This is a genomic window from Halomonas campaniensis, assembly GCF_002211105.1.
GTDB lineage: Bacteria > Pseudomonadota > Gammaproteobacteria > Pseudomonadales > Halomonadaceae > Vreelandella > Vreelandella campaniensis_A.
The window spans coordinates 87,281-112,929 of the sequence record NZ_JPUA01000011.1 but is presented as its reverse complement, the minus strand read 5'-3'; the positions used below and the strand labels follow the sequence as shown (position 1 = coordinate 112,929).

Below are 25,649 nucleotides of genomic sequence, written 5' to 3'. Positions count from 1 at the left end.
CCACGCTATGGCCGCGGCTTGCGGCTGTTACAGCCGTTGCCAGCCCCGCCGGGCCGCCGCCCACCACGGCTACCCGTTTGGGCGTTTGTGTCGGCTCAATAGTCAGTTCGGTTTCATGGCAAGCGCGAGGGTTAACCAGGCAAGACGTCAGCTTGCCAGCAAAAGTGTGATCCAGGCAGGCCTGATTACAGGCGATACAGGTATTGATCTCTTCCGCCAGGCCCTGTTCAGCTTTTCTCACCCAGGCGGGGTCAGCCAGGAAAGGCCGCGCCATGGAGACCATATCCGCATGGCCTGCTGCCAGTACGCGCTCGGCCACCTCAGGCATATTGATACGGTTGGTGGTGATAAGCGGGATGGAGAGTGCCTCCTTAATGCGGTGGGTTACTTCGGTAAAGGCGGCGCGGGGCACGCTGGTGACAATGGTGGGCACCCGCGCTTCGTGCCAGCCAATGCCAGTATTGATCACATTCGCCCCGGCAGCTTCGACCGCCTGCCCCAACGTAACGACCTCTTCCCAGGTGCTGCCCTCTTCCACCAGATCGATCATCGAGAGACGGAAGATAATCACAAAGCGCTCCCCCACCGCCGCGCGAACCCGACGCACAATCTCGACCGCAAAGCGCATGCGGTTCTCAAACGCCCCGCCCCACTCATCGTCACGCTGGTTGGTACGCTGGCAGATAAACTGATTGATCAGGTAGCCTTCTGACCCCATGATTTCAACGCCATCGTAACCCGCCTGTTGAGCAAGCTTGGCACAGCGAACATAGTCGGCAATTTGTTGCTCAACCTCGTCGCTAGAGAGCGCGCGAGGCATAAAGGGGTTAATCGGCGCCTGAATAGCCGAAGGTGCTACCAAATCCGGCGAGTAGGCGTAACGTCCAGCGTGAAGAATCTGCATACACAGGTGGCCGCCCTCAGCATGCACGGCATCAACCACCCCTCGGTGTTCCGGCAACTGCGCTTCATCAATAAGCGCGTTGGCACCCTGGAACACCGCGCCCTCTGGATTAGGCGCGATACCGCCGGTGACAATCAGGCTAACGCCCGCCCTCGCCCGCTCGGCATAAAAAGCCGCTAAGCGCTCAAAGCCATTGGGCGCCTCTTCCAGATTGGTATGCATTGAGCCCATCAACACGCGGTTGGGCAGCGTTAAATGGCCAATAGTCAGTGGGCGAAACAGATTTGGGTACGCGGGCGTTTGGCTCATCACAGGTCTCCTTAATTTTATTAGAAGCATTATAAAACAAATTCAAACAAGCGTATGACATCCAGAGCATCACGTATAGCCCCTAGATACTGGTCTCTCGATACCAGGTCTCACGATGTTTGGTTTCTAGATACTGGGGCCAACCGCTTGCCCAGCGTGCAAATCCGCGGCACATTACCCGGCTAACGATAAGGAACCGTTGCTATGCCCTTGATGTATTTTTTGCCGCCGCTCGCCACCGTGCTTATCTGGTCGGGCAATATGACCATTAATCAGCTTAGCGTAGGCGCCATCGCGCCAAGCAGTATCGCTTTTTTACGCTGGCTGCTTGCTCTGGCGGTGATGACCCCCTTTGTGCTCCCCGCAGCGTTACGCCACCGCGACGAAATTCACCGCCAGTGGCCCAAGCTGGCGCTGCTGGGACTACTCGGCATGGGTCTATGGCAAGGGCTGGCCTATGTGGCGGCCGAGACAACGACCGCTACGAACATGGGGATTCTCGCCGCCATGGTGCCGTTGTTAACGGTGCTGCTGAGCGCGCTGATTCTTCGCGAGCCGCCGACCCTCGGCGGCATTGTGGGCGGCGTACTGGCCTTCGTGGGGGTTACCGTTCTACTAGGGCGCGGTAATCCGCTCTCGCTGCTACAGCTACAGGTTGCCCTCGGTGATGCGCTGATGGTGGTAGCCGCTACCTGCTACGCGCTATATGGGGTAATGCTCAAACGCTGGTCGATGAATTTACCCCCCTGGGTGATGCTTTACGCCCAAGTCTGTTTTGCGGTGCTGTTCTTGTTACCGCCTTATTTGATGGGGCCAATGACACCTATCGATGACCAGAATATCGGTCTGATTGTCTACGCGGGCATTCCTGCTTCGATCATTACCACCTTTTTATGGATGCGCGCAGTACGTCAAATTGGTGCCAACCAGTCGAGTATTTTCATCAATTTGATGCCGCTATTCAGCGCGTTGATTGCGATGGCCTTCTTGGGTGAACAAGTGGCGGGGTTCCACTTTACCGGTGGACTGCTGATTCTGGCTGGGGTGATCATGGCGCAAACGCTGACACGCCCGTTAACACGCGGTTTAACCTCGGATAAGCCGAGCAGCGCTCGATAATGCTAGAATGGCCGTCGATTTCTAACGCTGGGAAGCCCTGATATGTCCCTGGAAGAACTGCATCTTAATCTGCGCAACCTAATGAGCGATGACTACGATCAGCTCAAGGCATTGATGGACGCCGTCTATCACGATATCGGCGGGTCATGGCCGAAGCACACCATCGACAAATTGATTCAGGAATTCCCCGACGGCCAAATCGCCATTGAAGACGACGGCCTTCTGGTGGGCGTAGCGCTCACCGTTCAGGTGGATTACGACGAATTCTCCAACCCGCATAAGTACGATGACCTGATCGGCCATCGCGAGATCATCCTCAACGACGAGGATGGCGACGCGATGTACGGGCTGGATGTGCTGATTCACCCGGATTACCGCGGTTATCGCCTGGGCCGCCGCCTTTACGAAGCGCGTAAAGAGCTGTGCCGCTCCATGAACCTGCGGGCGATCCTAGCCGGTGGGCGGATCCCTGAGTATCACCAGCATGCCGATGAGCTCACGCCAGCCCAATACATTGATAAAGTCTCGCGCAAAGAGATCTACGATCCGATCCTCTCTTTCCAGCAGGCCAACGACTTTCAGGTAAAGCGCCTACTGCGTAAATACCTGCCGGAAGATGAGCAGTCGCGGGGTTACGCCACCCTGCTGGAGTGGAACAACATTCTATTTGAGCCCGCGGCCAGCGTGCTCGACAACAAGCCGACCCAGGTGCGGGTGGGCGCGGTGCAGTGGCAGATGCGTGAGTTCTCCTCGGTGGAAGCCGCGCTTCAGCAGATCGAATACTTTGTCGATGCGCTCTCCGACTACCAGAGTGACTTTGCCTTTTTCCCAGAGCTGTTTAACGCGCCATTGATGGGCCTACAGAATCGCGCCGCCCAGCAGGATCAAATGGGCGCGATTCGCTTTTTGGCCGGTTTTACCGAGCGCTTTAAGACTGAACTGTCGCGTATGGCGGTCTCTTACAACATTAATATTGTTGGCGGCTCGATGATTGAAGTGGGTGACGATGACCGCCTCTACAACATCGCCTACCTGTTCCACCGTGACGGCACCGTTGAGCGCCAGGCCAAGCTGCACATTACCCCTCAAGAGCGCCGCGACTGGGTGATCGAGGGCGGCGATGAGCTACAGGTGTTTGATACCGACGCAGGCCGCGTAGGCATCCTGATCTGCTACGACGTGGAGTTCCCCGAACTTGGCCGCTTACTGGCCGACCAGGATATGGACATTCTGTTTGTGCCTTTCTGGACCGACACTAAAAACGGCTACCTGCGGGTGCGTCATTGCAGCCAGGCACGGGCAATTGAGAACGAGTGCTACGTGGTGCTCTGCGGCAGCGTCGGGAACCTGCCTTCGATTGAAAACCTGGATATCCAGTACGCCCAATCAGCGGTGTTCTCGCCCTCTGACTTCGCATTCCCTCACGACGCTGTACTGGCGGAAACCACGCCCAACACTGAGATGATCTTCTTTTCGGATCTGGATCTAACCCGCCTAACAGTGGTACGTGCCGAAGGGTCGGTAACCAACCTTAAAGACCGCCGCAAGGATCTGTTTGATCTACGCTGGCGCGACTGGTCGTGGAAATCGGGGGCTAATTTGGAGGAGTGAGGCGTTAAATGTAAGAAGTGAGGTGTAAAGCAAATCACCAACGCTCATCATAAATTCGCAACCATATACAACGGCGCCGCCCAATTTGGGCGGCGCCGTTGTTTCTAAAACTGCCTTAAGAGGTTCAATCAGGCCAAACGAGGTGTGCTGGAACACGGCCTTTGGCATCGAACAGCACGCCCTCATCGCGTAATTTGCGGTGTTGACGTTCGGCGCCACCGTGATCGGCAAGTTTCAACGACGATGCGATCACGCGATGCCAAGGCAACTGGTGGCCATCCGGCAGATGGCGCATCGCTGACCCCACCATGCGCGGCGTCGCGCCTTCGGTCATGGCGGCAATGCGGCCATAGGTGGTCACACGCCCCGGCGGAATTTGATCGACAATGGTGTAGATCTGTTCGAGCAGTTCCGGCCGGGCCATGTGATTATCCTTCTATACCTTGAGATATTCCTTGAGAGCGCTTCTAAACGTGCTTAAAGCCCCTCAACCAATTGATCGATCGCTTGGAAAGCTTCTTTGATCGCGGCTTCACGCTGCTGCTCACCCAAATTCAGGCCTTCAGCATAGACCACGTCAACCTCTTTAATTCCCATCAGACCTAGCATGGTTTTCAGATGAGGCGTTTGGCTGTCAAACTCGGTGCCTGCATACTGACCACCACGGGCTGCCAGAATAATCGCTCGCTTGCCCTCTACCAACCCTTGCGGGCCGTTTTCGGTATAGCGGAACGTTTCACCGGCACGCAGAACACGGTCAAACCACGCCTTCAACTGTGAAGGGATACCCAGGTTATACATCGGTACCGCAATTACCAGAACATCATTGGCGCGTAGCTCAGCCAGCAGTTCGTCCGAGCACGCGGCTAACGCCTGCTGTTCGGCATTACGCTCTGCGGCCGCCACTTGCCAAGCCCCTAGCTCACTGATATCCAAATGGGGCAGTGCGTTCTTGACGACATCACGCTGGGTGACCTCGATATCGTTGCGGGCATTCGCCTGTTCAATAAAGCGATTCGCCAACGCATTGGATTGGCCATTTTCAGCCAGAATAGAAGAAGTAATCACCAGGGCACGCGTTGTCATTGAAAGCTCCAGAATCATTAAGGGGAAGGAATGGGAGCTATTCTACGGCGCTTTTCAGGAAGCAAAAGCGCAACGTTTTCCGGCTTGTATTCGATTAAATCGAATTGTGCGACGACCAATAAAAAGCCCCGCGACGCAAAATGCGAGGCGGGGCGCAGCCAGTGGATTAAATGGCTAGCTAGTTTACTTAAACTCGATTACTTCTTGGGCCAGGCCTTGGGGTCGACTTTATTAACCAGCTTGGGGAAGCGGCTGGGGTCGAATACCGGCTCTTTACCCGCTTTCAACTGCTCTTCATAGTCGCGGAAGAGCGAGAAAGCCACCGGAGACAGCATTAAAATAGCGACCAGGTTAATAATCGCCATCATGCCCATAGAGAGGTCGGCAAAGTTCCAAATCGCCCCCAGGCTTGCCATCGAGCCAATCATAATCATCGCCAGCACTGCCAAGCGGTAAATAAACACGGCAACCGGGGCGCGGCGCCCAGCCAAGTATTCAATGTTGGACTCGCCATAGGAGTAGTTGGCAATCACCGAGGTAAACGCAAATAGCAGAATCGCCACCGCGATAAACATACCGCCCCACTCGCCGACATGGCTGGAAAGCGCCATTTGAGTCAACTGGATGCCATTGTTCTCGTCCCCGGCCATCAATTCAGGCCCGGCCATAATGATGATGGCCGCCGTGGCCGTGCAGATCACCAGCGTATCCAGAAACACCCCCAGCATCTGAATAAAGCCCTGGGCAGCGGGGTGATCGGGCCGCGTAGAGGCGGTAGCCGCCGCATTGGGCGCTGACCCCATGCCCGCTTCATTGGAAAATAGCCCACGCTGAATACCGTTCATAATCGCCTGGGAAACCGCGTAGCCTACCGCCCCACCGGCCGCCTGCTCAAAGCCAAAAGCACTGCGCACAATGGTCATAATCGCTGATGGCAAGTCGCTGATATTCAACCCTACTACCACCAGCGCCAGAATTAAGTAGAGCAGCGCCATGAGCGGCACCACCAGTTCAGCCACCTTGGCAATCGACTTCAAACCGCCAAAGATGATCGGTGCCACCACCGCCATCAAAACTAACCCCATTGCCCAGGTGGGAACGGCAAATGCCTGCTCCATGGCCTGGGCGATAGAGTTGGCCTGAACGCTGTTGAACGCCAACCCAAAGGCAATAATCAAACAGATAGAGAACAAGACCGCCAGCCAGCGCAGCCCCAGGCCTCGCTCGATATAACGTGCAGGGCCGCCACGAAAGGTGTTATCACCGTGGTCGGTTTTATACGCCTGAGCCAGGGTTGACTCCACAAAACTGGTGGCCATACCCACCATGGCGGTCATCCACATCCAGAAAATGGCGCCAGGGCCACCAAAATAGATAGCCACAGCGACACCGGCCAGGTTACCCGTACCTACCCGGGCCGCCAGACTGGTTGAGAGTGCTTGAAACGAAGAGATACCGCCGTTTGATTGGCGAGAACTGCCCAGCAGCTTGAACATATGGCCGAAATAGCGCAACTGAATACCGCGGGTCAGCACCGTAAAATAGAGCCCTGCGCCTATCAGCAGGTAAATCAACACACTGCCCCAGAGCAGGCCGTTGCCGCGATCCACCAGCGATGTCAGCAGCGGAGGAAGAGTAAAATCCATGAAAGTCACGCCTTTTTAAACAATGAAGGCGCATCATTCTTCACGGCTGCACCAAAATGGCAAGAAAATTGGAAAAAAGAGCTGAAAACAGTCATAACATCTTACGCTATTGAATCACAAAGCCATCGCCACACTAATGCAGCTTCATCGCTCACAACCCGACGGCTAGGGCGAACCAGCCAGAAGCGCTCTTCGCTGGGGACACTGAGTTCAAAAGGCGCCACTAAATCGCTACGTTGCTCCATTAAGCGGCGGTGAGTTAGAGCGATACCACCACTTTGGCTAGCCAAGGCCAACGTCATCACCTGGTTATCGCAAGTGAGTGACCAACACTGCGCTTCAAGGTAGGCAACCCCCGCTTCCTGCAACCACCCCGGCCACCCCACGCCAAACCCCACTGCGTGGAGCAACGTATGCCCAGCTAGATCGCTCGGCTCGGTTAGCGTCTCCGCTAAGGCCTGCGAGCAAACAGGTAGCAGTTGCTCTTCGCCTAGCGGCTGCATTTCAACCCCTGTCCACTCCCCTTTGCCATAGCGAATCTCAATATCCGCCCCTTCGGGGCCAAAATCATCGGGCCAGATAGCACTTACTACACGAATCGCCACCTGGGGATGAGCCCGGTGGAAGGCAATTAAACGCGGCGCCAGCCACGACTGCTGAATAACCGGCGTGGCACGCAGCGTCACCGGCTGCTCAGCGGTGCTGCCGAAGACCTCCAGGGTGCCTTCGCTGATGCGCACAAATGCATCATGAATGCTCGGCAACCACGCCTGCCCGGCGGGGGTGAGCGTTAAGCTGCGCGCATGGCGCACAAATAGCTTCTGCCCCACTCGGTCTTCCAAAAGCCTTACTCGCTGGCTGATGGCGGCTTGGGTAACCCCCAACTCATTACCAGCGGCAGTAAAACTCAGAGTACGCGCCGCAGACTCAAAGGCTTGCAGCCATAACAAGGGTGGTAATGGGCTCATGAAAAAGTGACCTATAAATTAAACGATGTCTTAGGGGTCAGATTAATCGTTTGTCACTGGCGCGGCTACTCCGCATCCTAGATGGCACATCCCCCTACGTAATGCCACACAGGGAGCGAATCGGAGTTTTTAATGAACAGCGCAGCACAGACCAGCTTAACGCCACCCCATGCAAATACCCCTGAAATGGGCGAATTAACGCCTTATCACTCAGGCCCGGCACTCACTCAAGCGACGCTGACTCAGCATGGCGTAGCGCTAACTTGGCAAGATGGTCAACAAACGCCCCTGCCCCTGCGTTGGCTACGTGACCACTGCGCCTGCCCAGCCTGCCGCCACCCGCAGACCCGTGAACGACTCTACCTGCCCCTTGAAGCCATCACCGAGCCGCCCAGCGTTGCGCTACTGGATGGTCACTTGCACCTTAATTGGCAGGATGGTCATGTCAGTGCCTTTCATAGCGGCTGGCTCTATCAGCGCCGTCCAGAAGCCACGCTCGCCTCAGCCGTTCCCAAGGTTGCACCGTGGGAAGATCACTTTGCTCCCGAGCGCATCCGCCATAGCGACTTTTTAACCCCTCAGGGCGAAAAAGTCTGGTTGACCGCCATGCTACGGGACGGGCTGGCATTGATGACCGATGGCCCGCTGGTGGAAGAGGAAGTGAGCCGTTTAGCCGAGCGTATTGGGCCCCAGCGCGCTACCAACTTTGGCGCTCGCTTTGATGTACGTTCAAAACCCAATCCCAACAATGCGGCTTATACCGCGGTAGGATTGCCGCTGCATATCGATTTACCCAACTGGCGACAGCCGCCAGACATTCAGTTGCTCTACTGCCTGCAAAACGGCGCCAGCGGCGGCGAATCGCTGTTTGCCGATGGTGCGCGGGTGGTCGAAGCCCTGCGCCAGCAAGACCCGGCAGCGCTGGCGATTCTTAGCGAAACGCCGATTGATTTTCGCTTTCAGGATGAGACCCACGATATCTCCATGCGGGCACCGGTGATCACCCTGGATAGCGCGGGTAACCTGGTCGAAATGCGCTTAAACAACTGGATTCGAGATGCCCTTCATCTGCCGGTAGAGCAGATGGATGCCTGGTACAGCGCCTACGCCCTGCTATGGAAGCTGTTTCACAGCGAAGCGCACCAGCTAGAGTTCACCCTTCGCCCTGGTCAAATGGTCGCTTTTGATAACCGCCGGGTACTCCATGGGCGGCGCGAATTTGATCCCAACAGCGGCGCACGCCATTTACAGGGCACCTATTTAGACCGCGATATGCTGGCTTCACGCCTCCGCGTGCTGGCCCGCAACGTTTAGCGTCATCCAATAATAACTGTTGAACGACAACACCTATCCAGACAAAAACCAAGCAAGGAGATCCTATGACACACCTCAAGCCTCTCGCCTCAGCTATTGCCCTCGCCACTACCGCGCTGTTTGCCTCGGCGGCTCATGCCGACGATCAAACCCTCGATTTCGGTGTACCCGCCTGGCCCGGCATTACGGTAAAAACGGCCATCGCCGAACAGCTTTTAAACCCACTCGGCTACGAAACCAGTACCCAGGAAATCGGCCTGCAGGTGATTTACCAGGGTATCGAGAGCGGCGATATCGACGCCTTCCTCGGGGCTTGGCTGCCCGCCCAGCGTGAGATGTTCGATCCCCGCAAGGAGTCGGGTGTACTGATTGACGTAGCGAATAACGTCGACGGTGCGCAAATGACCCTGACAGTGCCGGAATATCTGTATGAGAGTGGCATTCAGAGCTTTGCTGATTTAGACGAAAACCGTGACCAGTTCGACGGTAAAATTTATGGCTTTGGGGCAGGTTCCGCCGCCAGTGAGATTCTCCACAATGCCATTGATAACGACACTTGGGGCCTAGGTGACTGGCAGGTAGTCGATACCAGTGAAGTGGGCATGCTTTCCGCTGCACGTGATGCCATCTCCCGGGAAGAACCGATTGTCTGGGTCGGCTGGACGCCCCACTGGATGAACCTTGATCTTCCCATGCGCTACCTGGAAGATCCCGAAAACCTATTTGGTGAGAACAACGGTGAAAGCGATGTGTTAACGCTGCTGCGCAGTGGCTATGCTGAAGCCAATCCCAATGTGGTGACCTTCTTTGAGCAGTTTACCTTTTCGGCTGAAGAGCAGAGCTGGATGATTCAGGCGTATGGCCAGGAAGAACAAGACCTTAATGATGTCGCCGAACAGTGGATCAACGACCACCCAGAACGCATAGAAGCCATGCTCGCGGACGTGACCAGCACCGACGGCGATCCAGCCTGGCCGGTCATTGAAGCCCAGCTCGACAACTAACGCTTGGTGTAAACGCACCTTCATCCCATCGGACAGCTAGCGTATGCTAGCGCTTTTTTAGCCGATGGGAGGGGGCATGTCGCGGACATTGAGCAAGGGCGTAGGCCTGCTGGTAGTCGTCGTGCTGCTGGGCATCATGTGGCAGTTACTGCAGCGCTACGACCTACTCACCCAGGCGCGGCTTAGCGAATTGATCGGCTACGTTCGCCAGTGGCGTACCGCGCCCTGGGTGTTTGCCGCGGTGATGGCCACTTACGCCAGCGCCCTGCTGGTGATGTTTCCGCTTAGCCTACTGGTCGTCATAACAGGCTTACTGTTTGGCCCGATATGGGGGTTGGTGTACGCCACGTTAGGCACATTGACGTCGTCGGTTGTCTCTTACTGGGTAGGCCACTGGCTAGGTCGAGAGGCGCTCATGCGCTATGGCGGGCGCCATCTACGTGGCCTCTCCGGCTATCTATCGAAGCGCGGCATTCGTACCATGACGGTGATCAACCTGCTGCCGCTGGCCCCGTTCACACTCACCAATATGCTGGCTGGCGCCTTCCACCTTAAGTTTCGCGACTATATGATCGGCTCCACCCTGGGTATTGTGCCTGGGCTGGCAGCGGTGATCCTATTGGGCAGCCAACTCGGCGCCCTTTTCACCGCGGCTACAGCGAAAGAACTTATCCTAGCGGCTGTCGGACTCGCTGCCGGAATTGGGCTGTTAATAGGCCTTAAACATTATGCCAGCCGTCGCCAAGCAGCAAAAAAACAGCCTCACCGTGAGGGTGAGTGATACTTGGCCAGCACCTCCGCGTAAAAGCTCGCCACGGCTGAGGCGAAATTGGCGATATCGAACTCCTCAGCAAAGTGGCTAGCCTGCTTGCCCAACTGCTGACGTAGCTCTGCATTGTCTTTCAACGCCACGACTTTCTGCCCCCACGCCTGGCGATTTTGCGGTGTTTTGAAGCCGTTTACCCCCTGGCGTACCACGTCATCGATACCGCTGGAACGCACCGCCACGACGGGCAACCCCGCCGACATCGCCTCAAGAATCACCATGCCCTGGGTTTCTGAAGTCGAAGCGAACACAAATATATCGCCTAGATGGTAATAAAGTGCCATGCGCTCCGGCGGCACCGCTCCTGCCAAGGTGACCTGCGAGGTCAGTTTCAAAGTATCGATTTGTTTTTGAATCGCCGCGCGATCCGGCCCATCACCAATCAGTAGCAGATGAACATCAGCGTGCCCCTGTGCCTTAAGCTCGGCGAGGGCTTCCAGCATAAAGCCAATATTTTTCTCCTTGCTAATCCGCGAGACGCTGATCAATATTTTGCTGGCAGGGTCGACACCTAATTGCTCGCGCAACGCTTCCAACGCACTCTCCTCTACCTGGGCAAACCGCGCCACATCTATGCCCGTAGGCTGCACTAGCGTGGGGGTTTTCACTCCAATCATGCGCAGATACTCCTCTGCGGAGTGGGTCGGCACAATCACCCCTTGGCAGCGGTTGGAAAAGCGCTTGATCAGATAGTGCGAGATCAGATTACGAAACAGCGCACCGGGCAATGGCACAAAGTGGGCATAGTGCTCCAGGCGGGTGTGATAGGTGTAGATCACCGGCACCTTGAGCCGACGGCCCATAAACAGCCCCATAGAACCGAGCCAAAAAGGGTGATGGACGTGAATAAGATCAGGGCTGAACGCCCGCAGGCAGCGGCGAAAACGCGCGCTAAAGGGATTGGTTAACCGGAACTCGCCCTTCTGGCCAAACGCCATCAGCGTGGGGATGCGTCTTATCGAACTGCCGTCCTGCCACGTTTCTCGGTAGCGCGGCACAAACAGTTGGATGGTGTGGCCTAGATCACATAAACCATTGCGCAGTCGATCCACGGAGACCGACACCCCCGACACAAAGGGGAAGTAGTTATTAGACACCATCGCTACGCGCAGAGATTTACCCAGGAAAGGCGTCGGGTCGATATCAAAATCGGGGTAGTAGTCGCGATCTTCAAAAATCAGCCGATGCAAGCGCATCGCGAGCAGCGCCAATACCCCCACAATCAGCAAAAACCGCGTATAGCTAACGTAGAAAAAGGCATACACCGTAGAAGCGACGCTACTCAGCATCCGCCACCAGCCAGGGCTATCCACGTTCAAACGCACTGGTGCAATAGTGACACTCTCACCATCTACATCGACGATGACGTAGTGATGAAAGCTACTGTCGGCATCGATCAGGATACCGCCCGCACCGCCGGTGGTGACGTAATCCACCCCATTAACCGTCTGCTTAGAGAAAAGCGTCAGGTTGGCGGAGAACACGGTATCGACACCGTGCGCCTCCGCCAGCGCCATAATCCCATCAGCCAGGCGGGGATCATTGAGGTAATTGTCCGCTTCAAACAGCGGCGCGTCGCTCACCACAGTGTGCAGCGGCAAACCAACAAACAAAAATTTATGTTGTGCTTCTGAGGCCGCAAGCTCCCGCTCCAACCAATCAAGCTGCCAGGAGGTGGAAGACTTCCCGGTGCCGTCAAGGAAGATAAAGTGGCTATTGCCCGCGACAAAGGAGTAAAAATGGGGGCCAAAGTATTCGTAAAACAAGTAGCTACCAAAATCACTATCTTCGTTTTCGCCGTAGGTGAGTAAGTAAGGGACATCGAGCGTCTCCAGGCTCTGGTAGATCGCTTGGTAGCTCTCCTGTCGCCCTCCATTCACGGCATTGCCCGCAGAAACCAGAAAGTCGATACCGCCCTGATTGATGAGCGGCACAATCTCCTCCTGAAACACGTTTACCGAGTTATTGATATTGCCCACCACCGCAAAGCGGTAGTCGGTTCGATCCCTCAGTACCTCGCGTATATCAGCCACTTCAAGGGTATGCACCGACTCAAATTTGGGTTCTGCGACATACAACCAAATTTGGTGAGCAATCAGCCCTACCACCAGGGCGAGATTAAGGTAAAAGAACAGCCGCAACCAGCGCTGACGGGAAAGGCGAAAAAAGGAGCGTCGAGGCATTTAAAAGCGCTTTTCAATAATAAACATGATATAGCCGCCACGCTGGCGGTTTGAGCCTAAAAACGCCTTTACTATACAGCAATGCTGCCTAGAGTTGGCGGCCCAGGTTAGCGCGCCTCGCACCCGTTTAGGGTAGCCAGTAACCGCCTTGGCCCCGCTTGATTGCGGTGTTCTCCCAGCCATATGCCCTGCCAGGTACCTAAGGCCAGGCGTCCATCCCGTACCGCCAGGGTAAGCTGTGTACCCAACAGGCTGGCGGCTACATGGGCGGGCATATCATCAGGCCCCTCCAGGGTGTGGCGGAAATAGGGTAAATCTTCGGGCACCAGTCGACGCAGAAACGCATCTAAATCGTGGCGCACATCCGGATCAGTGTTCTCATTGAGCGTTAACGAGGCAGAGGTATGCATCAGTTGCAAATGCAGCATGCCAATATGGCAGTCGTCTAAGCATGGCAGCGCGCGGGCTATATCATCCGTAATCAAATGAAAACCGCGCGCCACTTCGGGAAAATGGATCTCTTGTTGGAACCACATAAACACTCCTTTGTTTGCTGTTTAATAACGGCACGACATCACCAACGTGCTCTTCTTGTATGGCAAAATAGCGTCAGATAGTTCTTAAGATAGTTCTTAAGATAGTTCTTAAGATAGTTTTTAAGATAGTCCTTAAGATAGCCGATCCCCATGATTTTTCGCCAAGGAGCGCGTTAATGAAAGCAGTGCTAGGAAGCAGTGTCATCACCATGGCCCTACTCACGGGGTGTACCGGCATCCCTGATGGCACCGAGGCCGTCACTGGCTTTGAGCTAGACCGCTACCTGGGCCAGTGGTACGAAATAGCTCGCCTGGATCACTCCTTTGAACGCGGCCTTGACTGCGTTACCGCCACTTACAGCCTGCGCGATGACGGCGGTGTGCGAGTGATTAACCGCGGTTACAACCTTGAAGAGCAAGCGTGGGATGAAGCCGAGGGCCGCGCCTACTTTATTGATGACGAAAACGTCGGGCGCCTGAAAGTGAGCTTTTTTGGCCCCTTCTACGGCGGCTATAACGTCCTTGCGCTGGATGAGGAGTATCAATGGGCGCTAGTGGCAGGCCCTAACCGTGACTACCTGTGGATTCTTTCGCGCACGCCGGAGATGGATAGCGCGGCAGAAAACCACCTGCGCCAGCGAGCAGCCGAACTGGATTTCCCCACCGATGAATTGATCGACGTTACCCAGGGCGAGGAGTGCCCCAGCCGATAACGCCTTATCCCGCTGGCAGCGCCGAGACCCTGCCGGTCATCTCACACTGAATATAATCGATAAAAGCGCATAGCCGGGTGGGCACATGGCGGCGCTGTTCGAACACCGCGTAAAAATCCGCCCGCACGCCTTGCCAGCCAGGCAACAGTTCAACTAATGCACCGCTGGCAAGGTGTTCGTTCACGTCCCACCAGGAGCGCAGCATGACACCGTGGCCGTCCAAGGCCAGGCGGGTAATGACCTCTCCATCGTTGCTGGCTAATCGACCGCTGACCTTTATCGACTGCACCTTGCCAACGCCTCCTTGTGCAGGCTGATCGTTTTGTTCAAAGCGCCAAAGTGGAAAGTCGCTGTCGTTCTCGCGAACCACCAAACAGGCGTGCTGCTGTAAATCTGCCGGTACTTGCAGAGGCGGCGCCAGGGCAATGTAGGCAGGAGACGCACAGAGCACCCGTCGATTGGCCAGAATACGCCGAGCGACCAAGCGCGATTCCGGCGGTTCGCCCACGCGAATACCAATATCAAAACCATGGTCGCTCAAATTGAGCGGAAAATTGGTCAACTCTAACCACCCTTCCACTTCGGGGTGATCGGCACAAAAGCGCGACAGCAGTGGCGCGATATGACGACGGCCAAAGCCAAAGGTGGCGTTAACCCGCAAACGCCCGCTAAGTGCTTGGTCAGCCCCCTCTCCCAGTGAGTTTTCCAGTTCACCCAGCTCATCTAAAATCAGCGCGCCACGGGACAGATAGCGCTCCCCCTCCGCCGTCAGCGTCAACCGCCGCGTGGTGCGGGCCGCCAGTTCTACCCCCAGGCGCGCTTCCAACTGTTTAAGCCGCTTGCTCACCGCAGAGAGCGACAGCCCCAGCTCACGAGCCGTCGCGGTGAGGCTACCTGCCCGCGCCAAGTGCTGAAAAAAAGCCAAATCATCCAGGTGCGCCATTTCACTCCTTAGCCATTCTGCACTTTCAGGCAACAATAACTTGAATAGTAGCCTGATTATCTCCACCAAAATAGCCGCTACACTTTATTCACAACTCACAACTCACGACTCACGACTCACGACTCACGACTCACGACTCACGACTCACGACTCACGACTCACGACTCACAAGCATAAAAAGCAACCCACAAGATAAGGAACCCGTATGACCCACCGTATCGCCATTATCGCCGGTGACGGCATCGGCACCGAAGTCATGCCCGAAGGCATTCGCGCCCTTGAGGCCACCGCCAAGCGGTTTAATATCGATCTCGAGTTCACCACTTTTGAGTTTGGTAGCTGCGACTACTATCTCGAACACGGCCAGATGTTGCCGGATGATTGGTTTGAGCAGTTAAAAGGCTTCGATGCGCTATTTTACGGCGCGGTGGGCTGGCCGGATAAAGTGCCCGACCATATTTCCCTGTGGGGCTCACTGCTGCAGTTCCGGCGCCGCTTTGATCAGTACATCAACCTGCGCCCCTGCAAGCTCATGCCTGGGATCAAAAGCCCGCTGGCAGGCCGGAAACCCGGCGATATCGACTTTTACGTCGTGCGTGAGAATACCGAAGGCGAGTACTCAAGCGTTGGCGGTAAAATGTTTGAAGGCACTGACCGTGAAGTGGTGATTCAAGACACGGTCATGACCCGCACCGGCGTTGACCGGGTACTGAAGTACGCCTTTGAGCTAGCCCAAACCCGCCCGCGTAAAAAGCTTACCTCCGCGACCAAGTCCAACGGCATCTCTATCACCATGCCCTACTGGGATGAACGGGTGGTCGAAATGGCCAAGGGCTACCCTGAGATTGCGGTGGATAAATTTCATATCGATATTCTCACCGCCAACTTCGTTCTTCACCCGGATTGGTTTGATGTAGTGGTGGGTAGCAACCTGTTCGGCGATATTCTTTCTGATCTCGGCCCCGCCTGCACCGGCACCATTGGCATTGCGCCTTCGGCCAACATCAACCCGGAAGGCCACTTTCCCAGCCTGTTTGAACCCGTACACGGCAGCGCGCCGGATATCGCCGGTAAAGGCATCGCCAACCCGATCGGTCAGATCTGGTCAGGCGCCATGATGCTGGAGCACCTGGGCTATAAAGAAGCCGGGGATGCGATGGTCACAGCCATTGAGGAAGTATTAAGCAAAGGAGATACCACCGTACTTACCCGGGATGTGGGAGGCGAAGGCACCACCGCAAGCTTAGGCAAGGCGATTGCCAACGCTATTTCGCACTGACACACATAGGTCATAGCGATTGGCTGTCCGGTTGAATCCAACCGGACAGCCAATGTATGTTTTTTAATCACCTATGTTCTACATTTGTCCTGAGGGTGGAAGAAACGTCAGTTTCACTCCGCTCATAACAACATCAACAAACAACCATCAGGACAATGCTATGAAACTTGGACGCCGTCAGTTCCTTTCGGCATCGGCCGCCCTGGCCGCTGTTGGCACATCGCCCCAGCTTTTTGCTTTGCAGAGTTCACAAGATCCCACCCCAGAACGCTACCCAATCGATGCCTGGAAAGTCGAAGATTCGCGCTTTAGTGATTACATGATTTTTAATAGTCCTCTAGAGCGCCACTGGAGTGGAGGTCTGTGGACAGAGGGGCCAGCATGGAACGCCGTAGGTCGTTATGTCGTGTTCAGCGACATACCCCGTGCCAAGCAGATGCGCTGGGACGAATCCACTGGTGAAGTCAGCGTTTTGAGAGACAATGTCGGGTACTCTAACGGCAATACTTTCGACCATCAGGGTCGGCTAATTGCTTGCGAACACTACCCCTCACGCGTTTTGCGCTACGAGTGGGACGGCAGCACAACGGTGCTTGCCGACCACTATCAGGGCAAACCGCTCAATGCCCCCAATGACGTGGTGGCACTACCCTCTGGTGGAGTGATCTTCACCGATCCAGGCTATGGAGCCCACTTCGATTACGAGGGCAAAAAACGAGACCTGGAGCTAGAAACAGCCATTTATTACGTCGATGACAGCCTGGATGAGCCCATAATGCTGACCGACGATATTTATAAGCCAAACGGTATTGTATTAACGCCGGATGGCGAGGGATTCTACGCCAGTGACAGTGCCCCCACCCATTTCGACGAACCCGCGCGAATTATTCGCTGGTCGCTGGGGGAAGAGGGTCGCAGTGTCAGCGATCGGCAAGTTATCGTGACCAGCGAAGACACGATTTTCGACGGTATGGCCTGCGACGTGGATGGCAATATCTGGTCAAGTGCCAATGGTGGCGAAGGTATCGACGGAGTAGTGGTTTTTTCACCGGAAGGCACCCTGCTGGGCCGAGTATTGCTACCCGAAGTCTGCTCAAACGTGTGTTTTGCGGGCAAGGGCCGCAATCGGCTATTTATGACGGCCAGTCAATCTGTCTACACCATTTACACGGCGGCGCGAGGAGCGTAATCCCAGCCTTCATATCCCAACCCAACAAAGCCTCGCTGGATATGCCCAGCGAGGCTTTTACATGACTAGCTCGTATATGACGTGGCTAGTGAACTCATTAACTGGCCAGTTTAGCCGCCGTTTTCGCGACCAACTCACCCTGGAAGCGGGCAATTTTAAGCTCGCGCTCGTCGGGCTGACGCGAGCCATCGCCACCAGCGAGGGTCGCTGCACCATAGGGTGTACCACCGCTCACTTTAGAAATATCAAACTGCTCTTCAAGGCCGTAACCAATCGGCACAATGATCATGCCGTGATGGGCGAGTGTGGTCCAGGTAGAGGTAATGGTCATTTCATCGCCCCCGCCCGTACCGGTAGAGGTGAACACGCTGGCGACTTTGCCACGCAGTGCGCCATTCGCCCATAGACCACCGGTTTGATCCAGGAAAGTACGCATTTGGCCGGCCATATTACCGAAGCGGGTCGGGGTGCCGAAGATAATCGCATCGTAATCGGCAAGCTCTTGAGGCGTTGCTTCCGGCGTATCGTAATCCTGCTTACCGCCTGCATTCTTGAACGCTTCGTCAGGCATGGTTTCCGGCACACGCTTAACGGTGACCTCTACGCCGCTTACCCCTTTTGCACCTTCTGCCACGGCCTTGGCCAGCGTATCGATATGACCATACATGGAATAATAGAGTACCAGTACCTTCGTCATTACTATCTCCTTTACTTAGACCTTCATTAATGAGTCGCGCAATGGGCCTCGCCCAAAAGGTAATACAAACAACATAGCGCACTTAAACGTAGAAAAAAGCGAATGTTTTCGTCCGTGGGCGTCGATTTCATCGACGCACGCCACCTTGCACTTTACGCCAACCACCACTAACTTTTGTCTTGCCTACATCAAACGTATCCAAGGAGTCTGGAATGACGATTTTTGAAGCCCTGCGCCAGGATCACGACATTCAGCGCGACCTGCTCGCCCGCTTAGTTGAAACACATGGAGATAGCGACGAGCGCGATAACCTATACCAGCAGGTGCGTGCCGAATTGCAGTATCACGCCGCCGCCGAGGAGCGAGCGCTCTATATCCCGATGATGTCCATCGACCTGACCCAGGAAAAAGCCCGCCATAGCGTTGCTGAACATCATGAAATTGATGAGCTTTTAGAACTGCTCGATGAAACTGATTACAGCGCAACTCATTGGCTCACCCACGCCAAACAGCTCCAGGATTTAGTCACCCACCACCTGGATGAAGAGGAGCAAGAGGTTTTCCAACTGGCGGGCAGGGGCCTGCAAGATAAACAGAAGACATCGCTCGCTGGGGAGTACCAAGAAGAGATGCAGCGTCAGCGTTCAGCGTAACTTGGTGAACAAATTGAAAAACGCTCATGCACACCATGGGCGTTTTTTGTTGTTAGCGATTAAAGAAAACTACTTGTCAGCTTCAGCCTGGCTCATGATTACGCTTTTTCACGAATACGCTAGGCTTTTACACGCGAACGACCTGCGGGCTTGTGGCATACGCCCAGCATGGTAAACCTAGGCTCGCTTTTATACTGACAACGATACTCAAAACAGTTAACTGAGGAGCGACAATGCTAGGCCAATGGCTCGACTGGTCGCTTGATGGGCAACTCCCCACCGCCAACCAAGGCGTCTTCGCCAGCGGCACTTACCATTTGCATGCGCCTGGCATTTTGGAACTCTCTCCCAACACAGCTAGGGAGGGAGCTCATGCGTGCATCTTTTCAGCGGCCATCCACGGCAATGAGACTGCGCCGGTTGAATTGATAGGAGAGTGGTTAAGCGGCGTGGAAGCAGGCAGCATATCGCTTGGCGCGCCCGTGCTGGTGATTTTAGGCAACCTGCCCGCGCTTAAGGCGCAGCAGCGTTTTCTTACCACCAATTTAAACCGGCTATTTAGCCGTGAACTCACCGCCAAGGGCGAGGAACCAGATCGCGCCAGGGAATTAATGGCCGCCGTGGATGGTTTTTATGCCCGCCATGCCGGGCGACCCAAACTGCACTACGACCTACATACCGCCATTCGCGATAGCCGCTACCCCCGTTTCGTCGTGGAGCCCTTTACCGAAACGTCCACCGCTGCCGAGCAGTGGGGCTGGCTAGCGGCGGCGGCTATGCAGGCGGTGCTACATCAACACCAGCACAGTTGGACGTTCTCCCACTACAGCAAGCACTATCACGGCGCTCAGGCATTTACCTTTGAGCTAGGGCGGGTAGCGCCTTTTGGCCACAACGATATGGCATCATTGCAACCGATGCGCACACTACTCACCGCACTGAGTGAAGGACGTACGCCGCCGAATCAGCCCACCACGCAAATGCAGTTTTTCCAGGTTCAACACGAGTTAATGCGTCACTCGGAGGAGTTTACACTCTGCTTTGCCGAGGACACGGCCAACTTCAGTTGCTTTGAGCCGGGGACACTGTTGGCCCGAGACGCTAAGGCGGGTGAATTCCGGGTAGGTGATACCCCCCTTTATGTGGTGTTTCCCAATGCCCAGGTAGAAGTGGGCGCCCGCGCCGCGCTGTTGGTGGCGCCTATTGTTTAATCCCCCAAGCCGGAACAATTTTAACTAAGACAATAATAATGGTGAGGCGATAAATGGGCTGTCGATGTCGATTCGACTATCGTCGAGTGCATAATGTTATAAGGAAAGCGCGCATAATGCGCCCAGCCTGATAGAATCGCCCCTTTTTTCGCGCCAGCCGCATCAAACCCATATGTTGCTGCGGCAACTCTGTACTGGAGCCAATGATATGGCCGCTACGCCTACTCCCCTTGAAGTGCGTAATATTAAAAAACGCTTTGGCGATACGGAAGTTCTGAAAGGTCTTTCACTACAAGCCCAAAAGGGCGATGTGATTACCCTGATTGGTGCCTCTGGGTCGGGTAAAAGTACTTTTTTGCGCTGCATGAACTTACTGGAACAGCCCGATGAGGGCGACCTCATTGTGCATGGCGAACCTATTCGCTTTAAAACCACTAAGCACGGCCGTGAACCCGCCGATTGGAAGCAGGTGGTACAGATGCGTGCCAAGCTCTCCATGGTGTTCCAGAGCTTTAACTTGTGGGCGCATATGACGCTGTTGGAAAACATCATCGAAGCGCCGATACATGTGCTGAAAAAACCTAAAAAAGAGGCCTTGGAACAGGCTCACGCCCTGCTCGATCGGGTTGGCTTAACCGCCCGTGCCAACGCCTATCCTGCACAAATGTCAGGCGGCCAGCAGCAGCGCGGTGCGATCGCTCGCGCACTGGCGATGGATCCAGAAGTAATGCTGTTTGACGAGCCCACCTCTGCCCTTGACCCTGAACTGGTGGGTGATGTGTTGAAAGTCATGCACGGCCTCGCTGAAGAGGGCCGCACCATGGTGGTGGTGACGCACGAGATGGGATTTGCCCGGGATGTCTCCAGCCAAGTGATTTACCTTCACCAAGGTCTGGTGGAAGAAGCCGGCCCCCCAGCGCAAGTGCTAGAAAACCCGCAATCACCGCGTCTGCAGCAGTTCCTGGCACCTAAATACTGATCCGCGAGGCTCACCATGATTGATTTGCAAGGTTATGGTCCCCGGCTGATCGAGGGGGCAGGCGTCACCGTTCAATTAGCGGTGCTGTCGCTGATTTTAGCGATTATTTTGGGACTACTGACCGCCAGTGCGAAGATGTCGCGCAACTGGTTTCTAAGGCGTACAGCAACGGTTTACACCACGCTTATTCGCGGGGTGCCGGATCTCGTTTTGATGATGCTGCTATTTTTTGGCGGTCAGATTGGCGTTAACGCCATCAGCGATATGCTCTATTACAGCTACGACATCGATATTTATATTAACTTCAATGCCTTCGCCGCAGGCGTGCTGACCATTGGTTTTATCTTTGGCGCCTATATGGGCGAGACCTTTCGCGGCGCCTTTATGGCGGTAGATAACGGTCAGATCGAAGCAGGTAAAGCCTATGGTATGAGCAGTGGCCTCGTCTTTCGCCGCATCCGCTTTCCACAAATGATGCGCCATGCGTTACCGGGCCTATCCAACAACTGGATGGTACTGCTTAAAACTACCGCGCTGGTCTCAGTCATTGGCTTGACCGATATGGTGCGGGTGGCAGCCGAGGCTTCCCGAGCGACCCACGAGCCATTTACCTTTTTACTCCCCGTCGCCGTAGCGTACCTACTCATTGCAAGCGTATCCGAATGGATTTTTGCGCGCTTGCAGAAACACTACGACATCGGCTTTGGAGGTCAGTGATATGCTCGATATTTCCACTTGGTTCAATGACCTACTAGCTGGTAACACCATTTTCACCGCGGATACGCTGGGTTATTACTGGGAAGGCTTGGTCACGACCACCCAACTGGTATTTTTATCGCTGGTTGCGGGGCTCATTCTCGCTGTGCCACTGGCCATTATGCGCAGCTCGAAGCATAAATGGATTAGTCTACCGGTTTACCTCTACACCTACGTTTTCCGTGGTACACCACTGCTGATTCAGCTCTATATCATCTACTACGGCGTAGTGTTTGTTGATGGCATCCAAGAGAGTTTCTTGTGGCCTGTATTGCGTGAAGCTTTCTACCCAGCGCTGATCGCCTTCACGCTGAATACTGCCGCTTACACTACCGAGATTTTTCGGGGCGCCATTAAATCCACAGCCCAAGGTGAGATTGAGGCCGCCCGTGCCTATGGCATGTCGCAGAATTTAATGATGCGTCGAATCATCTTACCTAGCGCCTTTCGCCGCGCCTTGCCCGCCTACGGCAACGAAGTGATCTTTATGCTACACGCCAGCGCTATTGCCAGCGTGGTCACGCTGATGGATTTAACCGGTGCTGCTCGCTTTGTCTACGCCCGCTACTACGCCCCTTTCGAAGCGTTTCTATTCGTGGCTGCCATTTATCTATGTTTAACCTTCGCGATTTTGTTCTTTTTCCGCTATTTAGAGAAAAAGCTGCTCGCCCACCTGCGGCCGCAAGATGCTTAATCACGGAAAACCGGTCGATCATGTAAAAACGGTGCAACCGTCAAACAAACGTTGGTTCACAACGTAACGCCCCCTTTTCGTCAACGCCAACCTGGGTTAGTTTAATTGTCGGCTAACAACTATTTGTCAGTTAAAAACGGGGATCACTTACAAGTGAACCCGCTTTCTACGGAGTAATAAGATGAAAAAACTACTATCTCTTTCGCTACTCGGCTTAGCAGTAGCCGCCGCTTCCTCGGCACAGGCACGCGACTACGACAACGTGCGCATTGGCGTTGACGTTCCTTACGAGCCCATGGAATTCCGTACCGCTGAAGGCGAACTCACTGGTTTTGATATCGATCTTGGCAACGAGCTCTGCGACCGCATGGGCGTTACCTGCGAGTGGGTCGAGCAAGAGTGGGACGGCATCATTCCCGGCCTAATGTCGCGCAACTACGACGCCATCATGTCGTCCATGACCATTAACGACGAGCGTCGTGAGCAAGTGCTGTTCTCTGACCCCTACATCACTATGCCCTCTGCATGGTTTGCTGCCAGCGACCTGGGCATCAGCGAAGCCACTGAAGAGACGCTGGAAGGCATGACCATCGGCGTTCAGCGCGGCACCCTGCAGGACAACTACGTGACTGACAACTTCAGTGACGTGGCCGAGATTAGCCGCTACTCCACTGCCGACGATATGGTGCTGGATATGGAAGCTGAGCGTCTGGACATCGTGTTCCTCGACTTCCCGATTGGCCAATCTACGCTGCTGGAAAGCGAAGAAGCTGAGTACGTGGTGATTGGCGAGCGCATCAGTGAGCCTAAAGAGTACTTCGGTGACGGTTTTGGCATCGCCTTCCGTCAGCGCGACGAAGCGCTCGCCGAGAAGTTCAACGAAGCCCTGGCTGAAGTGCAAGAAGATGGCACTTACGACGAAATCTATAACCGTTATTTTGGTGAAGCTGAGTAAGATTACGCAGCAAGCCCTGATGTCTATCACCCAGACTATTACCCCGGCAACTGCCGGGGTAATGTGCTTTTAGAGCCAAGCTAATTAAGTGAACTAGGTAAAGCTACCTCTGTCTGTGTATTATTGCGCATGTTCAACACGGAGGTTTTATGGCTCAATCAACAAGCCCAGATGCAGGTACGCTCTCTCGCCCATCCTCCCATTGGACCGGCTGGGGGCAGTGGCTGGCGCTGATTACAATGACGGTGGATCACCTCACGCGATATGTACTGCCCGGCGATTGGGATTTGAGCTGGGCGGGATCTTCCATTGGCCGTATCGCTTTTCCGCTGTTTGCCGCCATGGTGGCCTGGCACGGGCTGTTTAATACCCGCAACCCGCTACGCTACTCACGACGAATTTTGGTTATCGGCTTGGTCGCCCAACTCCCCTATATGATGATGCCCCGTGCATCAGACGCCTTTATCCTCAATGTCTGCTTTACCCTGGCCACTGGTTTGGCCCTGGGCACGCTAGTGCGCCAAGGTTGGCAGCACTACCAACAGCAAACGCTAGGTTTGCCCTGGCTGTTCGCCGGTGCGGCGGTAGGCGTTACCGTGTGGTACTTGCTCGGTTTTTGGGTCGAGTACGGGCACAACGGGCTGCTGCTGATTCCGCTATTAATGTTCGCAATGCACGCTTTGAGCCAAGCTGAAAGTCATTTCCAAGCGCGCCTATGGGCAGGCCTAGCGGCATTTCCCGTACTCTGGATTGCCGGGCAGATGAATGCTTCTGACATGGCCAAATCGTTCACCGTAGGCACGTGCCTCATCGTGCTGATGCTCGCTGCAGGCGCAGCGCAGCGTATTCCCCCCGTCAGCTTGGTAATGCCGCGCCGGTTATGGTTGGCGTGGTACCCCGGTCACTTTGCGTTAATCGCTTTATGGGTGCTGCTCATCGGTCAATTGGCTTAACCGTTCAGATCACTGCATCTTGTCGCGCATCCAGGGCTGGTAGCGGCACAGCCGCGCCCGACCTTCTGTTTTTGCGCAATACATTGCAATATCCGCCTGTTTAAGCACTTCTTCGTGATCACAGTCGGCGGTCGTAAAACAGGTGTAACCTATGCTGGGTGTTACCTCCGTATCGTGGCTTGCCAATCGGTAAGGCGGAGAGAGCACCTGCTGAACCTCATGCATATAACGCTCAGCGCGTGCTTCAAGGGTCGCCTCTGTTTCCTCTTCAAACATCGCGAGCAACACAAATTCATCACCGCTGAGACGAGCGGCCATATCTCCCTCACTCAGACAACGTTCAAGCCGACGTGCGACCTGCACCAATAGATCGTCCCCTGTAGCATGCCCCCAGGTATCGTTAATTAACTTAAAACGATCCAGGTCTAAAAACATCAGTAACCCACGCTGCGTTTCGGTTTGCTTTTTGCCGCAGAGCGCTTCCAACCGTTCGATAAATAGCCGCCGATTAGGCAAATCGGTGAGCGCGTCATAGTTGGCTTGGCGATAAATCATCTCTTCGTTGCGCTTACGCTCAGTAAAATCCTCAACGATGACCACGCCACCCACAATCTCATCATCAACGCTATGCACACCATTAAAGAAAGCCCGCACGGGTGTACCTTCTGCGCGGTTAGATAAAAAGGGCATCAGCAACGTACCTTCGTAATACCCCGCCCCTTTATCCAGAGCGTTCTGAACAGCCGAAACCACATCAGCATCCGCCCCCTTCCGCATACTAACGCCCTGTAACCTAGCTGGGTCGATGGAGAGTATTTCTAATAACTTGTTATTGCAGTCGGTGACGCACCCATTCCTGTCGAAGTGTAGGACGCCCAGCGGTGAATGCTGAAAAATCGAGAGGTAGCGATTTTCGCTCTCTATTAGCTGTGTTTCACGGGCTGCCATCGTCAGGCGCAATTCGATATTGTTATGAATCAAACGACCTAAACGATGGCTGGTAGCAATTAGTAATGACACAAAAACGCCCAACAGAATACCAATCATGGTGTGTGTTGGAGCGTCAGAAAATATAAATAATAGCTGTAGTGGAATCGCGATAGGCAGTATGAAGAAAAGCA

At 54.8% G+C, this 25,649-nt stretch carries 25 protein-coding genes; 15 read left to right on the top strand and 10 right to left on the bottom strand.

Annotation, left to right across the window (positions count from 1 at the left end):
- Window positions 1-1,213: 2,4-dienoyl-CoA reductase FMN-binding domain-containing protein (locus JI62_RS22835; RefSeq protein WP_240513137.1), on the bottom strand; the 1,213-nt coding region annotated here is incomplete at its 3' end.
- Window positions 1,214-1,417: 204 nt separating this feature from the next.
- On the opposite strand from JI62_RS22835, the gene JI62_RS04800 reads away from it, so the two are divergent.
- Both JI62_RS04800 and JI62_RS04795 read left to right on the top strand, forming a co-directional pair.
- Window positions 1,418-2,332 (top strand): DMT family transporter, encoded by a 915-nt coding sequence (locus JI62_RS04800; protein WP_088699073.1) that lies wholly within the window; start codon window positions 1,418-1,420, stop codon window positions 2,330-2,332.
- Window positions 2,333-2,374: 42 nt separating this feature from the next.
- The gene (locus JI62_RS04795; RefSeq protein WP_088699072.1) at window positions 2,375-3,943 is read left to right on the top strand and encodes a bifunctional GNAT family N-acetyltransferase/carbon-nitrogen hydrolase family protein; all 1,569 of its coding nucleotides are present in this window, start codon (window positions 2,375-2,377) and stop codon (window positions 3,941-3,943) included.
- Between the two features lie 124 nt (window positions 3,944-4,067).
- On the opposite strand, the gene JI62_RS04790 is transcribed toward JI62_RS04795, so the two are convergent.
- From JI62_RS04790 to JI62_RS04775, 4 genes are all read right to left on the bottom strand, one after another.
- Window positions 4,068-4,367 (bottom strand): MGMT family protein, encoded by a 300-nt coding sequence (locus JI62_RS04790; protein WP_022522712.1) that lies wholly within the window; start codon window positions 4,365-4,367, stop codon window positions 4,068-4,070.
- Between the two features lie 53 nt (window positions 4,368-4,420).
- Window positions 4,421-5,029, bottom strand: a complete 609-nt coding sequence (locus tag JI62_RS04785; RefSeq protein ID WP_088699071.1) for an FMN-dependent NADH-azoreductase — start codon at window positions 5,027-5,029, stop codon at window positions 4,421-4,423.
- Window positions 5,030-5,226: 197 nt separating this feature from the next.
- Window positions 5,227-6,675: an alanine/glycine:cation symporter family protein gene (locus JI62_RS04780; RefSeq protein ID WP_088699070.1), complete on the bottom strand. Its 1,449-nt coding sequence runs from the start codon at window positions 6,673-6,675 to the stop codon at window positions 5,227-5,229.
- A 101-nt stretch (window positions 6,676-6,776) separates the two neighbouring features.
- Window positions 6,777-7,643, bottom strand: a complete 867-nt coding sequence (locus JI62_RS04775; RefSeq protein ID WP_088699069.1) for a LysR substrate-binding domain-containing protein — start codon at window positions 7,641-7,643, stop codon at window positions 6,777-6,779.
- 132 nt (window positions 7,644-7,775) lie between these two features.
- Between JI62_RS04775 and JI62_RS04770 the strand changes: the two genes are divergently transcribed.
- From JI62_RS04770 to JI62_RS04760, 3 genes are all read left to right on the top strand, one after another.
- Window positions 7,776-8,957: a TauD/TfdA family dioxygenase gene (locus JI62_RS04770; protein WP_088699068.1), complete on the top strand. Its 1,182-nt coding sequence runs from the start codon at window positions 7,776-7,778 to the stop codon at window positions 8,955-8,957.
- A 65-nt stretch (window positions 8,958-9,022) separates the two neighbouring features.
- Window positions 9,023-9,961 carry an ABC transporter substrate-binding protein gene (locus JI62_RS04765; protein WP_088699067.1) on the top strand — a complete coding sequence of 313 codons (939 nt, stop codon included), beginning with the start codon at window positions 9,023-9,025 and terminating at the stop codon, window positions 9,959-9,961.
- Window positions 9,962-10,037: 76 nt separating this feature from the next.
- Window positions 10,038-10,742: a TVP38/TMEM64 family protein gene (locus tag JI62_RS04760; RefSeq protein ID WP_170938476.1), complete on the top strand. Its 705-nt coding sequence runs from the start codon at window positions 10,038-10,040 to the stop codon at window positions 10,740-10,742.
- Here the strand turns inward: JI62_RS04760 and JI62_RS04755 are convergent.
- Together JI62_RS04755 and JI62_RS04750 are read right to left on the bottom strand one after the other, a co-directional pair.
- Window positions 10,724-12,970 (bottom strand): glycosyltransferase, encoded by a 2,247-nt coding sequence (locus JI62_RS04755; RefSeq protein ID WP_088699065.1) that lies wholly within the window; start codon window positions 12,968-12,970, stop codon window positions 10,724-10,726. The genes JI62_RS04760 and JI62_RS04755 overlap by 19 nt on opposite strands.
- Window positions 12,971-13,077: 107 nt before the next feature.
- Complete coding sequence (locus JI62_RS04750) at window positions 13,078-13,506, bottom strand: secondary thiamine-phosphate synthase enzyme YjbQ (protein ID WP_088699064.1); 429 nt, start codon at window positions 13,504-13,506, stop codon at window positions 13,078-13,080.
- Between the two features lie 176 nt (window positions 13,507-13,682).
- Here JI62_RS04750 and JI62_RS04745 point away from each other — a divergent pair, with 176 nt between their 5' ends.
- A complete protein-coding gene (locus JI62_RS04745) occupies window positions 13,683-14,219 on the top strand; it encodes a lipocalin family protein (protein ID WP_088699063.1) in 537 nt (178 codons plus the stop codon).
- 4 nt (window positions 14,220-14,223) lie between these two features.
- Here the strand turns inward: JI62_RS04745 and JI62_RS04740 are convergent, their stop codons facing one another.
- Window positions 14,224-15,162, bottom strand: a complete 939-nt coding sequence (locus JI62_RS04740) for a LysR family transcriptional regulator (protein ID WP_088699062.1) — start codon at window positions 15,160-15,162, stop codon at window positions 14,224-14,226.
- 205 nt (window positions 15,163-15,367) lie between these two features.
- Between JI62_RS04740 and JI62_RS04735 the strand changes: the two genes are divergently transcribed.
- Together JI62_RS04735 and JI62_RS04730 are read left to right on the top strand one after the other, a co-directional pair.
- Entirely contained in the window at window positions 15,368-16,441 is a 1,074-nt protein-coding gene (locus tag JI62_RS04735; RefSeq protein ID WP_088699061.1) for a tartrate dehydrogenase, read from the top strand.
- A gap of 160 nt (window positions 16,442-16,601) precedes the next feature.
- On the top strand, window positions 16,602-17,630 hold the full coding sequence (locus JI62_RS04730; protein ID WP_088699060.1) for an SMP-30/gluconolactonase/LRE family protein: 1,029 nt from the start codon (window positions 16,602-16,604) through the stop codon (window positions 17,628-17,630).
- 97 nt (window positions 17,631-17,727) lie between these two features.
- Here the strand turns inward: JI62_RS04730 and wrbA are convergent, their stop codons facing one another.
- The gene (wrbA, locus tag JI62_RS04725; protein WP_088699059.1) at window positions 17,728-18,327 is read right to left on the bottom strand and encodes an NAD(P)H:quinone oxidoreductase; all 600 of its coding nucleotides are present in this window, start codon (window positions 18,325-18,327) and stop codon (window positions 17,728-17,730) included.
- A gap of 212 nt (window positions 18,328-18,539) precedes the next feature.
- Here wrbA and JI62_RS04720 point away from each other — a divergent pair, with 212 nt between their 5' ends.
- From JI62_RS04720 to JI62_RS04690, 7 genes are all read left to right on the top strand, one after another.
- Complete coding sequence (locus tag JI62_RS04720; protein ID WP_088699058.1) at window positions 18,540-18,980, top strand: hemerythrin domain-containing protein; 441 nt, start codon at window positions 18,540-18,542, stop codon at window positions 18,978-18,980.
- Between the two features lie 233 nt (window positions 18,981-19,213).
- Complete coding sequence (locus JI62_RS04715; RefSeq protein ID WP_088699057.1) at window positions 19,214-20,191, top strand: succinylglutamate desuccinylase; 978 nt, start codon at window positions 19,214-19,216, stop codon at window positions 20,189-20,191.
- Window positions 20,192-20,399: 208 nt separating this feature from the next.
- A complete protein-coding gene (locus JI62_RS04710) occupies window positions 20,400-21,170 on the top strand; it encodes an ABC transporter ATP-binding protein (RefSeq protein WP_088699056.1) in 771 nt (256 codons plus the stop codon).
- Between the two features lie 15 nt (window positions 21,171-21,185).
- Entirely contained in the window at window positions 21,186-21,887 is a 702-nt protein-coding gene (locus tag JI62_RS04705; RefSeq protein ID WP_088699055.1) for an ABC transporter permease, read from the top strand.
- Window position 21,888: 1 nt separating this feature from the next.
- Entirely contained in the window at window positions 21,889-22,620 is a 732-nt protein-coding gene (locus tag JI62_RS04700) for an ABC transporter permease (protein ID WP_088699054.1), read from the top strand.
- A 181-nt stretch (window positions 22,621-22,801) separates the two neighbouring features.
- Window positions 22,802-23,575, top strand: coding sequence for a transporter substrate-binding domain-containing protein (locus tag JI62_RS04695; protein WP_088699053.1), 774 nt, complete (start codon window positions 22,802-22,804; stop codon window positions 23,573-23,575).
- A gap of 149 nt (window positions 23,576-23,724) precedes the next feature.
- Entirely contained in the window at window positions 23,725-24,528 is an 804-nt protein-coding gene (locus tag JI62_RS04690; RefSeq protein WP_088699052.1) for a TraX family protein, read from the top strand.
- Between the two features lie 9 nt (window positions 24,529-24,537).
- Here JI62_RS04690 and JI62_RS04685 read toward each other — a convergent pair.
- On the bottom strand, window positions 24,538-25,649 hold a 1,112-nt coding region (locus tag JI62_RS04685), incomplete at its 5' end, for a diguanylate cyclase domain-containing protein (RefSeq protein ID WP_240513136.1).